Annotated in this window: 14 protein-coding genes and 1 riboswitch; of the genes, 13 read left to right on the top strand and 1 reads right to left on the bottom strand. The window is 38.5% G+C overall.

The window, feature by feature from the left end; genetic code table 11:
• Positions 1-3: 3 nt before the first annotated feature.
• Positions 4-105, top strand: a riboswitch (TPP riboswitch).
• Between the two features lie 84 nt (positions 106-189).
• The gene (gene thiT / locus AB3H90_RS11760; RefSeq protein ID WP_368016767.1) at positions 190-750 is read left to right on the top strand and encodes an energy-coupled thiamine transporter ThiT; all 561 of its coding nucleotides are present in this window, start codon (positions 190-192) and stop codon (positions 748-750) included.
• Between the two features lie 76 nt (positions 751-826).
• Here thiT and AB3H90_RS11755 read toward each other — a convergent pair whose 3' ends face one another.
• Positions 827-1,603 carry a hypothetical protein gene (locus tag AB3H90_RS11755; RefSeq protein WP_010720607.1) on the bottom strand — a complete coding sequence of 259 codons (777 nt, stop codon included), beginning with the start codon at positions 1,601-1,603 and terminating at the stop codon, positions 827-829.
• A 261-nt stretch (positions 1,604-1,864) separates the two neighbouring features.
• Between AB3H90_RS11755 and AB3H90_RS11750 the strand changes: the two genes are divergently transcribed.
• The 12 genes from AB3H90_RS11750 to pknB all read left to right on the top strand — a co-directional run bounded on the left by AB3H90_RS11750 (position 1,865) and on the right by pknB (position 14,439).
• Entirely contained in the window at positions 1,865-3,580 is a 1,716-nt protein-coding gene (locus tag AB3H90_RS11750; RefSeq protein ID WP_034700036.1) for a patatin-like phospholipase family protein, read from the top strand.
• The gene (locus AB3H90_RS11745; RefSeq protein WP_010720605.1) at positions 3,550-3,768 is read left to right on the top strand and encodes a YdbC family protein; all 219 of its coding nucleotides are present in this window, start codon (positions 3,550-3,552) and stop codon (positions 3,766-3,768) included. The genes AB3H90_RS11750 and AB3H90_RS11745 overlap by 31 nt, the downstream gene beginning before the upstream one ends.
• Positions 3,769-3,786: 18 nt before the next feature.
• Positions 3,787-4,677 carry a YicC/YloC family endoribonuclease gene (locus AB3H90_RS11740; RefSeq protein ID WP_088775061.1) on the top strand — a complete coding sequence of 297 codons (891 nt, stop codon included), beginning with the start codon at positions 3,787-3,789 and terminating at the stop codon, positions 4,675-4,677.
• A 15-nt stretch (positions 4,678-4,692) separates the two neighbouring features.
• On the top strand, positions 4,693-4,977 hold the full coding sequence (locus AB3H90_RS11735; protein ID WP_368016766.1) for a hypothetical protein: 285 nt from the start codon (positions 4,693-4,695) through the stop codon (positions 4,975-4,977).
• A 303-nt stretch (positions 4,978-5,280) separates the two neighbouring features.
• Positions 5,281-5,895: a guanylate kinase gene (gene gmk, locus AB3H90_RS11730; RefSeq protein ID WP_010720602.1), complete on the top strand. Its 615-nt coding sequence runs from the start codon at positions 5,281-5,283 to the stop codon at positions 5,893-5,895.
• Positions 5,896-5,899: 4 nt separating this feature from the next.
• Positions 5,900-6,205: a DNA-directed RNA polymerase subunit omega gene (rpoZ, locus tag AB3H90_RS11725; RefSeq protein WP_010720601.1), complete on the top strand. Its 306-nt coding sequence runs from the start codon at positions 5,900-5,902 to the stop codon at positions 6,203-6,205.
• Positions 6,206-6,450: 245 nt separating this feature from the next.
• Positions 6,451-8,859: a primosomal protein N' gene (gene priA / locus AB3H90_RS11720; RefSeq protein WP_368016765.1), complete on the top strand. Its 2,409-nt coding sequence runs from the start codon at positions 6,451-6,453 to the stop codon at positions 8,857-8,859.
• A gap of 13 nt (positions 8,860-8,872) precedes the next feature.
• Entirely contained in the window at positions 8,873-9,364 is a 492-nt protein-coding gene (def, locus tag AB3H90_RS11715; RefSeq protein ID WP_010720599.1) for a peptide deformylase, read from the top strand.
• Positions 9,357-10,298, top strand: a complete 942-nt coding sequence (gene fmt / locus AB3H90_RS11710; protein WP_034700030.1) for a methionyl-tRNA formyltransferase — start codon at positions 9,357-9,359, stop codon at positions 10,296-10,298. Before def ends, fmt begins: the two co-directional genes overlap by 8 nt.
• Positions 10,298-11,656 carry a 16S rRNA (cytosine(967)-C(5))-methyltransferase RsmB gene (gene rsmB, locus AB3H90_RS11705; RefSeq protein WP_368016764.1) on the top strand — a complete coding sequence of 453 codons (1,359 nt, stop codon included), beginning with the start codon at positions 10,298-10,300 and terminating at the stop codon, positions 11,654-11,656. The genes fmt and rsmB overlap by 1 nt, the downstream gene beginning before the upstream one ends.
• A 12-nt stretch (positions 11,657-11,668) precedes the next feature.
• Positions 11,669-12,409: a Stp1/IreP family PP2C-type Ser/Thr phosphatase gene (locus AB3H90_RS11700; protein WP_368016763.1), complete on the top strand. Its 741-nt coding sequence runs from the start codon at positions 11,669-11,671 to the stop codon at positions 12,407-12,409.
• Positions 12,406-14,439, top strand: coding sequence for a Stk1 family PASTA domain-containing Ser/Thr kinase (pknB, locus tag AB3H90_RS11695; protein WP_368016762.1), 2,034 nt, complete (start codon positions 12,406-12,408; stop codon positions 14,437-14,439). Before AB3H90_RS11700 ends, pknB begins: the two co-directional genes overlap by 4 nt.
• Positions 14,440-14,476 lie beyond the last annotated feature (37 nt).

The following is a 14,476-nucleotide window of genomic DNA, read 5'->3' as shown; positions in this document are numbered from 1 at the left end:
AATAGTATCACAAAGGGGAGCCTTATGAGGCTGAGATTGAAGTTTTTCTAAACCCTTCGTACCTGTATCGGTTATGCGAGCGTAGGAATTGTGACGATCAATTGACGTTAGTCATGTAACGTTAGTTGTAGAAGTATGTTGTATTTACTTCCTCCTTTGTGATTTCAAATGAACGGAGGAAGTTTTTTTATGGAGAAAAAATATAAAGTATGGATTGAGGGGACACTTGTAGCTGCACTAGCGATGGTGTTATCCTTTATTCCTCTTCAAATAGGTAGTAGCTTTGAGATTTCATTAGGACAGATTCCACTGACATTGTTTGCGTTAAGAAGAGGCTGGAAGGCAGGGGTTTTATCAGGATTTATTTGGGGGATTTTACATTTTCCAACAGGACAAGTGTATTATCTCAGTGTCATTCAAGTATTGATCGAGTATCCGATTGCTTTTACCTTTGCAGGATTTGCAGGAGTGTTCGCTAAAAGGCTGCAAAACAGTCTAACGATGGGCAATAAAAAAGGGATGACAACCACTATTATATTAGGAACTTTAGTTGGTGTTGGTGCTAGATATTTCTGGCATTTTGTCGCAGGCGTCGTTTTTTGGGGAAGTTATGCTTTGTGGGGAATGAATCCATGGCTCTTTTCTTTAGTCATGAATGGTGCAAGTGCCTTGGCTACAGGAATTGTTACAATGGTTGTTTTGCTTGGGATCGGTCGGACAGTTCCAGCTTTGTTCATCGGGAAAAAATAAACGAAAAGAGCCTCAGTCACTATAAAAGTGTCTAGGCTCTTTTTTTATAAGTATAAAATGAGGGAACATCCAAGCATCAGCTTAAAGGAGTATAGTTGAGTTCCGCAGCTTCTCCTACAAGCTCCCAGCGTTTTTCTTCTGCATGATAAACTAAGGTGCCAATTGCTTCTTCATCAAGGTATCTTGTTCCTTTTAGCTTCCAAATATAATCTTCAATGACATAGATCGGGATATGATAATCGTTATCGATCAATCCACCTTGTTCAAAAGAAAAAATGATTCCTTCTTGCATCAAATTACGCATATTCTTCAGTAATTCCACACTAATTTTTTCAACCGGAATATCTCGTTTGAAAAACGATTTTTTCTCATTGATTTTTTTTGACAAGATGATACTTAGTTTATTGGCAAAGATCCGATAAAATTCATCTAAATAGCGGTAATAGATTCGTTCTAATTGATCGTTAAGATCGAAGTAGACGAAATTATTTTGTAATTTATAAAAAAATGGTGAGTGAAGATGGGTCTTCATGTGTCCAAAATATAACAATTCTGAAATTTCTAATGGCGTTAATTCTTTCAGCATCGTTAAGTCGTTAAAATCGATCCATTTTAAATCACTCGAATGATTACGATTACGTGCAGAAGAGAAAAAGCGTTGGATATTTTCTGTTCCACGAATCACTTTCAACCCAGTATGGGATTCGTATTCACCAGCATTTTCTGAAGGATCTAATAACAATAAATTTTGTGGGAAATGCACGATGTTGTTTGAAAAATCACTAATAGTCAGCCCCTTAGTCACAACCGCATTGCTAGTAGTATCAATATGTACATAAACTGACTCAGACATCATGCTCCTCCTCTCACTCATTATCACTTTCATTTTACAACATTTATTAAAAAAAAGCTTGTTTCTTTTATTTTAAAATTCCATTACAAAATCACTTTTTTTGTGATAAACATGGACATTTTCATTGTTTTTGTATAAATGGATGGAATGGATTTTGTTATAGCTTTTACAAGAACAATGTATTCATTTTAGTATTTCTCAAAAAAATAGTATACTTTAAAAGAATATATTTGTCTTGTTATAATAAAAAAGGAGAAGATTATGCTGATTCAACAAGTGTACGGTTCAGAAAAAACAGTCCTCTACTCTACACTTCAACGAGCCAAACAATTGCTACCCTTTTATGCTACCCATCAGGAAAGCCGTGATGCCTTTTGGTTGGCAACAAAGAAAAGGCAAGCTTGGCGGATGATCGGTAACAAACATACCCTTTATTTTATTGCCGAACGAACCAGTGAACAATGGCTGATTAAAAATGTGCTAGTGGTGGGTGACATGCCTGGTTGGACGCTCTTTTTTAAAGAGATAGAGTGGTGTTCCCGTTTTTATTTCAAAAAATATTGTTCTTTTCAATGGATTGAACCACTGTCGACATATTGGCAGACACTCCTATCTCATCATGGTTATACGCAAGACAATCAGTTGGCTCAGACAATTTGGCAAAAAAAACTGACCTATCATATTGGTTTAGTATTAGGTGGCGGTGGCGCTCATGGTGCCTATCAAATCGGTGTTTGGCAAACGTTAAAAGAACATCAGATTCATTTTGAAGTAATTACGGGAACTTCAGTTGGTGCGTTAAACGGTGTATTGATCTTGCAAGATGATTTATCGCAAGCTCTTTCTTTATGGCAATCCCTCGCAACGAATCAAGTATTACAGCTACCAGAAACTGCATTATCAGAAGATCTACGGAAAAGGTTTATCCAAGAAACACGGCAAATGACGAGAGCAGCAATTATCAAGGGGGGAGCCTCAATCACCCCTTTGGAAAAGTTACTCAAAAGTAAATTAGATGCTGAGAAGATTTTAAAAATGAAAAGTCCTCGTTTATTTACCGTTTCGACTCGACTTCCTGATTTTAAAGAAGTGGTGACACCGATCCAGCAATTGGCAAGCAATGAAATTGCTGATTGGATCCTAGCTTCGGCTTCGTTTTATCCCGCTATGAGTTATCGAAACATTGCTGGACAAAAATATATTGATGGTGGTTATCGAAATAATTTGCCTGTGGATGTAGCAATTAAAGAAGGGGCAACGGAGTGCTTAATAGTAGATGTGGATGGTCCCGGAGTGACTAAGAAGATTACGATACCAGAAGAGACTGTTCCATGGCTCTGCCGCTCTAATTGGTCATTGGGAACCTTCTTGATTTTTGATCGGCAGAGAAACCAATTCAATCTCCAATTAGGCTATCTGGAAATGAAAAAAAAGTTAGGTGATTTTGAGGGGAATTGGTATACGTTCTATTCAACGAAACTTGCAGAACAATATTGGCGTAAATTTTTAAGCTATCTAGTGAATGATCTTCAGCTAGAAACAACTTTTGTTCAACAACCAAAATTTTGGCAAACTCTGCGTAATATATATAAAGACAGGGTAGTAATTGAAACATGCGGGGTGGCGATGCTTGAACTATTAGCCAAAAAAAAGCTCGTTTTACCGAATAAAGTTTATGATGTAGATGAATTGATCGAACAGATCATTCAAAAAGAATCAAGTTCATTTTTCGATCAAATGATTCGAGAGGTCGGACAATTAAATAGTAATGAGTGGCGCAGAGTCCAAAAATACCAAAAAAAGCAAAAGAGTGAACAGGAACAAATCAATGAAATTGCTCATTTAGTTAAACAAAAAAAGAACGAGCAACTTCAATCTAAGCTTCATACGCAGTTATTTGACACCCTATTGAATTTATATTTACTTTATCTAAAGGAGGAACAACCATGGCACAAGAATTTTCCTACGAAATCATAGAAGAGATCGCTGTTTTATCCGAAAATAATAAAGGATGGCGAAAAGAGCTGAACCTAGTCAGCTGGAATGGCCGCCCACCTAAATTCGATCTTCGTGACTGGGCGCCCGAACATGAGAAAATGGGTAAAGGGCTTACTCTAACCAATGAAGAATTTGAGGCATTACAAAAAGCTATCGAAAATATGTAACAGAAAGGACCCTGTTGAATGAAAAGTATGACTGGTTTTGGTAAAGCCACCCATGAAACCGCAGAGTATCAAATAGAAGTTGAGATCAAAAGTGTCAATCAACGCTTTTTAGATATGCAAATACGTAGTCCTAAATTGTTAAATTATCTCGAAAATGATATTCGCCAATTGATGAAACAACATTTAAGTCGAGGTCGAGTCGAAGTTTTTATCAATCTGACGTATTTGGGACAAAATCAAAAACAAGTTTTTGTTGATTGGAATTTGATTGACGAGCTGATGACGAACTTAACTGAAGGAATAACCCAACGTTATGGAGAGAAACAGCAATTACAGATTGGACGTCTATTAGAAACTTTGACAACGAATGAATCTTTTGTCGTGATTGAAGAAAAAAATGAAAACAATATGGATGAACTGACAGCCTTAGTTTTAGAAACGGTCCATGAAGCACTAGCTGAAATTGAAAAAAGTCGCCAAAAAGAAGGGACAGCCTTAGAGGCGATCATTCAGAAAAACAGTGATGAACTGAAACAAGTATTAAATGACTTACAACAATTTGTTGAGTTATACGAACAAGAGTATCAGGAAAAATATCAAAAGAAACTAGAAGATTACTTGGGAGCAACGGTCGATCAACAAAGATTGCTGACTGAACTCGCTATTTTATTAGAGCGAGGAGATATTCATGAAGAATTGGATCGCTTAGTGATCCATATCGGCAAATTGGATGAATTACTTCAAGTAAAACAGCCAGTTGGCAGAGAACTTGACTTTTTGATCCAAGAAATGAATCGAGAAATCAATACGATTGGTTCAAAATCAAGTGCGATTGAAATCAAAAACCAAGTGATCCAGTTAAAAACGATTTTAGAAAAAATCCGAGAACAGATCCAAAATATTGAATAGCAAGGAGACGAAAAAATGAACTATTATGATATCACGTTTCATGAATTAAGTGGGAAAACGGTCATCAAAAGAAATGTTCCTTCTGAAAAAGCAGGATTTGAAGCTTGGCAGGATGCCTGTGCGCAAGTGACGGAGAAAGAAATTCAATTGATAGTTAACGATGGGACTTATGTGACGATGAATCGTCAATTTATTGTGAGAATCGATGCAGAAGAAGTGAAAGACCCAACTGAAAAAGCACTCTCTCGAAAAGATGAGATCATGGGTGTTGTCAATACCTTGTCAAACATGGGTTTTTAAAAACGACGGTAATCGGCATGTTAGTGAGAAGAGCTGCAACCATATGTTGCGTTTCTCACTATTTTTTTGAAAAAGAATGCTGCTCAGTTAGAACCTGTAAGGTGAGAGGGACCTTTTTTTGAACTTTTGAATGAAGGATGAACTTGATAGTTAATCACTATCATCAAAAGCCCGAGTGAAAAGCAAAGGTTTTGCCAGTCAAAGGCGCTTTTTTTTGCTATAATCAAAGATGCCCTTGAAAGTTGTCGAAAAAAAGTGCAAAATAAACGTTAGTATAAAAAGACTAGTTGAAAGGACGTCGTCATGTCAGAGCGTGGATTATTAATCGTGTTGTCTGGACCATCAGGTGTAGGAAAAGGCACAGTGCGAAAAGCAATTTTTGAGAGTGAGGATAATGATTTCCAATATTCGATTTCAATGACTACTCGTAAGATGCGTGAAGGAGAAGTCGAAGGAGTCGATTACTACTTTAGAAGCAAAGAAGAATTCGAAGCAATGATCGAAGCCGGAGAAATGCTGGAATATGCTGAATATGTAGGGAATTATTATGGAACACCTTTGTCTTATGTCAATAAAACATTGGACGAAGGAAAAGATGTATTTTTAGAAATCGAAGTCCAAGGTGCTCAACAAGTCAAAGAAAAAGTACCAGATGGCGTATTTATCTTCCTAACTCCTCCCGATTTAGCCGAATTAAAATCAAGAATCGTTGGCCGTGGGACAGATGCAGATGAAGTAATCGAAGAACGAATGAAAGTTGCCAAAGAAGAAATTGAAATGATGGCACTATATGATTATGCCGTAGTCAATGACCAGGTACCCCTGGCGGTAGAACGAATCAAAAATATCATTGCCAGTGAACACTTTCGTGTCGACCGTGTGATCGGCAAATATATCAAAATGTTAAAGGAGATGTAGTCTTATGATGTTAAAACCTTCAATCGACTCATTGTTAGATCGCGTAAATTCAAAATATTCTCTAGTTATCTTAGCAAGCAAACGTGCACACGAGCTAGATGCAAAAGCACAACCTACGATGGATTCATTTGAATCAGTAAAAAGTGTGGGACAGGCATTAGAAGAAATCGAAGCAGGAAATGTGATCAATGATCCTCATCCTGAATTAAAACGGGAACGCTTGAGAATGGAAGATGAAGAGCGTAAAGCCAAAAAAGATCGTGAACAACAAGAGTTAGAGTCACGTATCCGTGAAGAGCAAAACCAATAAAAAGTGCTAGATTCTTTGGATAAGCCGAAATTTCCGAAATTTGTATTCTCAAATTTTTGTGGAATTTCGGCTTCTTTTTAGGATCACGTTTTAGCATATAAGAATGACTTTTCTGCGGAATGCTGCTGCGCCGTTAATTTTTTGTAAGGATTCATCAGAAAATAAGACAAACCAAGCAATCTCTAGTAAAATAGGCAAGAACGATTTTGTCTATTTGATAGAGTAACTAAAGGAGGAAGGAAACCATGCCAATCACAGCTGATGTTATCGTCGATGTACCCACTATGCAAACCGATCAGCCTTTCACCTATCTGGTTCCTTCTGAAGTAGAAACGGCGATTCAAGTCGGGATGCGAGTAGAAGTTCCTTTTGGTAACGGCAACCGTCATGTTCAAGGGTTCGTTGTAGGTTTGCGAGTACAAGATAGCATCGAACAAAAAAATTTAAAAGCGATTGTCCAAGTATTAGATTTAGCACCAGTGGTTAATCAAGAACTACTTCAATTGGCTGATTATATGAAGACGATCACTTATGCGTTTAAGATCACTTGCTTACAAACGATGCTTCCTGCTGTCATGAAAGCATCCTATGACAAACAAATCTATCCTGTAAGTGAAGCGGCGGACGTCCAGGCATTCTTTAAAGGACGAACAGAAATCTCCTGGAAAGAAGCGCAAGAAGAGGGCATTTTATCCCAATTGATCCGTTGGCGTCAGGACAAGTTAGTAGATATCAGATATGAAGTACACACTAAGAACAAAGTCAAAACGATTCGTTTGATCCGCTCAAATTTGAATAGTGTCCAGCTTGAGGAAGAGTGGGGAAAGTTAAGAGCGAATGCGAAGAAACAAAAAGAACTTCTGCTTTGCTTATCTGAGCAAAAAAAGGCTGAACCAATTAGTTATTACAAAGAAAAAGGTATCAGCACGGCAACTTTGAATCAAGGAAAAGACAAAGGCTGGTTAACTTTTGAAGAAGTAGAAAGTTATCGTGATCCTTATAAAAATCGCACGTTTGAACAAACACAAGCATTCCAGCTAAATAAAGAACAACAACATGCAGTAGAACGTATCGTTGAAGCAGGGCAACAAGAGAAGAGTCACACTTTTTTATTAGAAGGAATTACTGGAAGTGGAAAAACAGAAGTTTATCTACAGGCCATTGCTGAGGTATTAGCTCAAAATAAAACAGCGATTATGCTTGTTCCTGAAATTGCTTTGACACCACAAATGGTAGAGCGTTTTAAAGGGCGTTTTGGAGAGGCGGTCGCTGTCTTACATAGCGGGCTATCTCAGGGAGAAAAATACGATGAGTGGCGTAAAATCGAAAGAAATGAAGCACAGGTTGTTGTTGGCGCCCGCTCAGCAATTTTTGCCCCTTTAGAAAATATCGGATTGATCATCATTGATGAAGAACATGAATCAAGCTATAAACAAGATGAAACGCCACGTTATCATGCCAGAGATCTAGCGATTTGGCGTGGAAATTATCATCATTGTCCAGTAGTACTAGGAAGTGCGACACCATCTCTTGAATCACGTGCTCGAGCACAAAAAGGGCTGTATGAATTACTCCATTTGAGTCAAAGAGCCAACTTTTCTGCTCAGCTTCCAACAATTGAAGTTGTTGACATGCGACAAGAATTGCAACAACATAATACGTCCACATTTTCCAAAAAGTTACAAGCAAAAATCCAAGACCGTTTGGCGAAAAAAGAACAGATTGTGCTGTTACTAAATCGGCGAGGATATTCTTCCTTTGTGATGTGTCGGGATTGTGGTTTTGTTTTACCTTGTCCCAATTGTGATATTTCTCTGACCCTTCACATGGACACCCACTCCATGCGTTGCCATTACTGTGGACATGAAGAACCAATCCCACACCGTTGTCCTAACTGTGGAGGGAATAAAATTCGTTACTATGGAACAGGGACCCAAAAAGTCGAAGAAGAATTAAAGACCCTTTTCCCAGAAGTTGGTGTTTTACGTATGGATGTTGATACGACCAGAAAGAAAGGTGCGCATGAACGTATCTTGCAACAATTCGGTCAAAAAAAGGCGAATATCTTACTGGGGACGCAAATGATTGCCAAAGGGTTGGATTTTCCTGATGTGACGTTGGTCGGCGTTTTGAATGCTGATACTTCCCTTAACTTGCCTGATTTTCGTTCAAGCGAGCATACGTTCCAATTGCTTACGCAAGTTTCGGGAAGGGCAGGCCGAGCCGAAAAAGCAGGCGAAGTGATTATCCAAACCTTTAATCCGCAACATTATGCAATTGAATTAGCAAAAGAACAAAATTATGAGCGATTCTATCAACAAGAAATGGCCGTCCGACATCGTAGTGGATACCCACCTTATTATTTTACTGTCAAAATCACGACCAGCCATGAGGAAGAACAAGTTGCTGCTAAGAAGATTTTTGAGGTTGCGAATCAGTTACGGCAAGTATTAGGAAATCAAAGCTTGTTATTAGGACCGACCCCTAGTACAGTGAATCGGGTAAAAAATCGGTACTATTACCAGTTGATCATTAAATATAAACAGGAGCCTAATTTAGCGAATATCTTAAAAAATATTTTAGACCAGAGCCAAAAAGAACAACGACAAGGATTATTTGTCGCGATTGATAATGAACCATTACACTTTATTTAAGAAGGGAATTTACATGCGCTATCCTATATTGATCCACCCCAATGATAAATTGAAACGTGTCGCACAACCAATCGATGTGATCACAGATGAAACAATTACTTTACTAGATAACCTATATGAAACGATGGTTGCTAACGACGGTATTGGCATTGCCGCTCCACAAGTTGGTCAAAACAAGCGAGTTGCAATCGTAGAAGTAGATGAAGGTGAAAAGTTTGAATTAATCAATCCAGAAATTATTGATGCAAAGGGAGAAAGCATTGATGTAGAAGGTTGCTTAAGCATCCCTCATGTTTATGGGACCGTCAAACGGTTTGACGAAGTAACGGTTCGCTATTATGATCGTGAAGGCGAAGAAATCGAAGTAGTAGCCTTTGGTTACTTAGCTCGTGCCTTTCAGCATGAGATCGACCATTTAGATGGTATATTATTCGTTGAAAAAATGATCGAGCAAATTCCAGAAGCCGAATTAGAAGAGTATATGGAGGAACATCTTGATGACTAAATTAGTATTTATGGGAACGCCAGCTTTTTCAGTACCGATCCTTGAAGGCTTGTTAGAAGAAGGGTATGAAGTAGTCGCAGTCGTGACACAACCTGATCGCCCTGTGGGACGTAAAAAAATCATCACCCCTACCCCAGTAAAAGAAGCAGCCGTGAAACACGGTTTATTGGTTTTACAACCTGAAAAAATCTCTGGTTCAGAAGAAATGGAAAAAATCATTGCCCTACAACCAGATGTGATTATCACAGCTGCATTTGGTCAATTTTTACCAGAAAAATTATTACAGGCACCTGTTCACGGAGCTATAAATGTACATGCATCTTTATTGCCAAAATATCGAGGAGGAGCGCCAGTTCATTACTCGATTATCAACGGGGAAAAAGAAACCGGTGTAACGATCATGGAAATGATCAAAAAGATGGATGCAGGGGGCATTTATGCTCAAGAAAGTTTACCAATCACTAAACAAGACGATGTGGGAACCATGTTTGAAAAGTTAAGTGCATTAGGGAAACAACTATTACTTAAAACATTACCTGATATTTTGAATGGAAATTTGAGTCCACGTCCACAAGATGAATCAAAGGTAACTTTTTCGCCAAATATCACACGGGAGCAAGAAGCAATTGATTGGAACAAGACAGCAGAAGAGATCGACAACCAAGTCCGTGGGATGCGACCATGGCCGATTGCATTTACGACATACGAACAAACTCGTTGGAAACTTTTAAATGTAGAAGCGTTAGCTGAGAAAACTACGGCGGAGCCAGGGACCATCATCAAAAAAGATAAGAAAAATCTGTGGATTGCTTGTGGTAAACAAACGGTGTTGGCAATCAAAGAATTACAGCCAGCAGGTAAAGGAAAACAAGCAGTCAATGAGTTTTTGAATGGTAGTGGACAACAGGTAATGATTGGGCAGCAGGTGAAATAATGGCAAAAATACCAAAAAAAATGAAAAAATCTGTTCGTTATATGGCACTGATCACCCTTGAAAGAGTAAACAAGGGCGGTGCTTATTCTAATTTATTATTGAACGAAATGATCAATCAAGGGGATTTAAATCAAAAAGATGTTGGCTTGTTTACTGAATTAGTTTATGGAACAATCAGTCGTCAACTTTTACTGGAATTTTATGTCGCTCCATTGATAGCAAAAGCAAAAAAAGTGGATGATTGGGTTAAAACATTACTTTATTTGTCAGTTTATCAGTTGGAATTTCTAGATAAAGTTCCAGCTCATGCGATTTTAAATGAAGCGGTCGAAATTGCTAAGATCAAGGGAAATCCTGGTACTGGGAAATTTGTAAATGGTGTTTTAAGAAATTATCAACGACAAGGTAAACCAGATGTTGAACAAATCAGTGATCCGATTGAACGCTTATCCGTAAAAATCAGTTTACCGATCTGGTTAACCAAGCGATTGACTGATCAAATCGGTTATGAAGAAACGGAAAAATTAGGACTTTCACTCTACCAGCCAAGTCACGTCAGTGGTCGAGTAGATATCAGAAAATACCCTAGAGAACAAGCAATCGAGACACTCCAAGCAGAAGAAATTTCAGCGACAGCAAGTAAACTTAGTCCTTATGGGGTAATTGCTGAAAAAGGACATTTAGCATCTAGTTCCTTATTCCATGACGGGGTCATGACGATCCAAGATGAAAGTTCGATGCTGGTCGCACCCGCTATGCAAATCGAGCCAGAACATCATGTTTTAGATGCTTGTGCGGCACCAGGAGGAAAAACAACGCATATTGCCACGTTTTTAGATTCAATATGTGGTGGCGAAGTTACAGCACTGGATGTTCATGAACATAAAGTAAAACTCATTGAAGAAAATGCGGAACGCTTAGGTGTTTTTACAACTGTTTATGCACAAAAAATGGATGCACGTGAAGTGAAAGAGGAATTTTCAGCTGAAACATTTGATCGTATCTTAGTTGATGCCCCTTGCTCAGGATTAGGACTATTGAGAAGAAAACCGGATATTCGTTATAAAAAAAATGCCAGCGAGTTAGCTAATTTACCAGCGATCCAATTGGCGATTTTGGAAAGTTGTGCATCTGTGTTAAAATCTTCTGGAATATTAACTTATAGTACTTGTACGATTCTTAAAGAGGAAAACCAAGAAGTCATTGAAACATTTTTACAGCGACATACTGATTTTGAAAGGATTGATGTTTTAGTTGATCCTGTGCTACAATCATCAATCGAAGATAAAATGTTGACTTTATACCCACATCAGTTCTATACAGATGGGTTTTTCATTTGTTGTTTGCGTAAAAAGTAATGAGGTGAAAGAATGCAGATTGAATATCAATCAGATGTAGGAAGACGACGTAATACAAATCAAGACTATGCGAGTGTTTTTACGAATCAAGCTGGAATTAAATTAGCAGTATTGGCAGATGGAATGGGCGGTCATCGTGCAGGTGATATAGCGAGCCAGATGGCAGTGACAAACTTAGGAGCTGCTTGGGAAAATCTAAGTTTAAATGATGACGAAAAAGTAGCGCAATGGTTCATCCAAACGATCCAAGAAGAAAATACTCGTATTTATCAACGTGGCCAAGAGCAACCAGAATACAATGGGATGGGAACGACGATCGTAGCAGCAGCTTTATCAGAAGATCAGTTTACTATTGCTCATGTGGGGGATAGCCGTGCCTACTTGATCCGTGAAGATAAAATCATTCAACTGACAGAAGATCATTCTTTAGTGAATGAACTAGTAAAATCTGGAGAAATCAGTGAAGAAATGGCAGCGAACCACCCACGAAAAAATATTTTAACTCGTTCTGTAGGAATGCCAGGATCTGTAGAAGTCGATGTATCGACTTATATTTGGCAATTAAAAGATCGTTTGTTGTTGTGTTCGGATGGGTTAACGAACATGTTATCTGAAGAAACGATTGGAACGATTATCAATCAAGAAGGGGCTTTGTTCGACAAGGTAACAGAATTAATCGAACGTGCAAATGAAGCAGGCGGAGCAGATAATATTACCGTTCTTCTGATCGAATACAAGGAGGACGTAGCATGATTGAGTTAGGCAAAAAGTTGAATGGTCGTTATCAAATCACTGGAAATATTGGTAGTGGGGGCATGGCAAATGTTTTTCTAGCCCATGACCTTATTTTAGATCGTGATGTCGCAGTCAAAGTGTTACGATTCGATTTCCAAAATGATCAAACGGCAATTAGACGATTCCAACGAGAAGCACTAGCTGCGACTGAACTAGTTCATCCTAATATTGTTAGTGTGTATGATGTTGGAGAAGAAGACAACATGCAGTATCTCGTGATGGAATATGTAAAAGGAATGGACCTGAAACGCTATATTCAGACCCATTATCCTGTTCCTTATGATACAGCAGTCAATATTATGCAACAAATTTTATCAGCTATTTCTTTAGCACATACGCACCAAATCATTCATCGTGATTTGAAACCACAAAATGTCTTGATCGATAATGAGGGCGTGGTCAAAATCACTGATTTTGGTATAGCAATCGCATTATCTGAAACATCGATCACACAAACGAATACGATGTTAGGCTCTGTCCATTACTTATCTCCTGAACAAGCTAGAGGAAGTATGGCTACGAAACAATCAGATATCTATGCCTTAGGGATCATTCTTTACGAATTATTAACTGGCAGTGTTCCTTTTGATGGTGAGTCTGCAGTGACGATTGCCTTGAAGCATTTCCAAGATGAGTTACCTTCAATCAAGGATCTAGACCCAACAACGCCGCAAGCTTTAGAAAATGTGGTATTGAAAGCTACTGCAAAAGAACCGGCAGATCGATATAAAACAGCAGAAGAAATGTCAGAAGACTTAGCAACAGCGCTGTCTCCTGCTCGGGCAAATGAAGCCAAATGGGTGCCACAAGCAATGACCAAAGAAACTCAAGTGATCACACCATTAGAAGAAGATACACCAATGCCAGAGTCATTTAAATCCATGCCATTACCTAAAGAAAAATCAGAAGAAACTCCTGTGATGGCAGAAGAGACAGTTCCTGATCCAAAGAGTAAAAAGCATAAAAAATGGTGGATTATTTTATTGGTGATCTTAGCCTTATTAGGAATCGGAACAGCCGTCTTTTTTGCTTCTGGAGGTCGTGGAGAAGTCGAAATTCCTGACGTTTCGGGATTATCAGAAGCGTCTGCCAGAGATACTTTAGCAAAAGCTAAATTAGAAGCAGCAACAAAAACCGAAGAGATCCCTGATGAACAAATCGAAGAAGGAGACGTTGTCAAAACGGACCCAGCAGCGGGAACTACAGTGAAACAAAACCGTGAAGTTACCCTTTACGTCAGCACAGGTAAGAAAAAAGTCAAGTTAGATGATTATACTGGGATGAATTTTGACGAAGTAAGTAGCCGATTGAAGAAGCTTGGTTTTCCAGCTGATAGTATCGAGAAAAAAGACGAGTTCAGTGATGAAGTAGAAAATGGACGAATCATTTCCCAGTCGGATGAAGAAGGAACGGAAGTCGATCCAACGACAGATAAGATCACATTTGTTGTGAGCCAAGGTGCGCAACCAACGATGGGGGAATATACTGGTCAAAATTATGACACCGTTCGTGGGATATTGAGCTCAAATGGTTATAAAAGGATCAGTGAGACGTATGATTACAGCGATACGGTTCCAGCTGGTTCAATCATTAGCCAATTACCTAGTTACGGTGAACCATTGACTGAAAATAGCTATATCAGTTTTGTCGTTAGTCAAGGACCAAATGCGAAAACATTAAATGATATTTCAGGCTATACGAAAAGTGATGCACAAAGTTATTTATCAAGTATTGGCGCAGAATACATCGGACATGAGTCTTATGAATATTCTGATACCGTAGAAAAAGATAAAGTGATCCGAACAGCTCCTGGCGTGGGGGCATCGATCACTCCAGGAACGATCGTCAATGTCATTTATTCAAAAGGACCAGAACCAACCAAAGAATCAAAAGAATCATCAAGTTCAACCAAAGAATCGTCAAGCAGCAAAGAAAGTTCAAGTACTACTACGTCTAAAGAAGAAAGCACGTCGTCTTCATCCAAATAGTAATAACAATAAAAAATAGCAGAGCGTTTCTAAACGT

The sequence above is a fragment of the Enterococcus sp. C63 genome (genome assembly GCF_040887215.1).
Lineage (GTDB): Bacteria > Bacillota > Bacilli > Lactobacillales > Enterococcaceae > Enterococcus_B > Enterococcus_B hirae.
Note: the sequence above shows the minus strand (reverse complement) of the source record. Positions and strands in the feature narration are given on the sequence as shown.

Coding starts and splice junctions, on each gene's coding strand:
- thiT (WP_368016767.1), top strand. CDS start 190: ATGGAGAAAAAATATAAAGTATGGATTGAGGGGACACTTGTAGCTGCA.
- AB3H90_RS11755 (WP_010720607.1), bottom strand. CDS start 1,603: ATGTCTGAGTCAGTTTATGTACATATTGATACTACTAGCAATGCGGTT.
- AB3H90_RS11750 (WP_034700036.1), top strand. CDS start 1,865: ATGCTGATTCAACAAGTGTACGGTTCAGAAAAAACAGTCCTCTACTCT.
- AB3H90_RS11745 (WP_010720605.1), top strand. CDS start 3,550: ATGGCACAAGAATTTTCCTACGAAATCATAGAAGAGATCGCTGTTTTA.
- AB3H90_RS11740 (WP_088775061.1), top strand. CDS start 3,787: ATGAAAAGTATGACTGGTTTTGGTAAAGCCACCCATGAAACCGCAGAG.
- AB3H90_RS11735 (WP_368016766.1), top strand. CDS start 4,693: ATGAACTATTATGATATCACGTTTCATGAATTAAGTGGGAAAACGGTC.
- gmk (WP_010720602.1), top strand. CDS start 5,281: ATGTCAGAGCGTGGATTATTAATCGTGTTGTCTGGACCATCAGGTGTA.
- rpoZ (WP_010720601.1), top strand. CDS start 5,900: ATGATGTTAAAACCTTCAATCGACTCATTGTTAGATCGCGTAAATTCA.
- priA (WP_368016765.1), top strand. CDS start 6,451: ATGCCAATCACAGCTGATGTTATCGTCGATGTACCCACTATGCAAACC.
- def (WP_010720599.1), top strand. CDS start 8,873: ATGCGCTATCCTATATTGATCCACCCCAATGATAAATTGAAACGTGTC.
- fmt (WP_034700030.1), top strand. CDS start 9,357: ATGACTAAATTAGTATTTATGGGAACGCCAGCTTTTTCAGTACCGATC.
- rsmB (WP_368016764.1), top strand. CDS start 10,298: ATGGCAAAAATACCAAAAAAAATGAAAAAATCTGTTCGTTATATGGCA.
- AB3H90_RS11700 (WP_368016763.1), top strand. CDS start 11,669: ATGCAGATTGAATATCAATCAGATGTAGGAAGACGACGTAATACAAAT.
- pknB (WP_368016762.1), top strand. CDS start 12,406: ATGATTGAGTTAGGCAAAAAGTTGAATGGTCGTTATCAAATCACTGGA.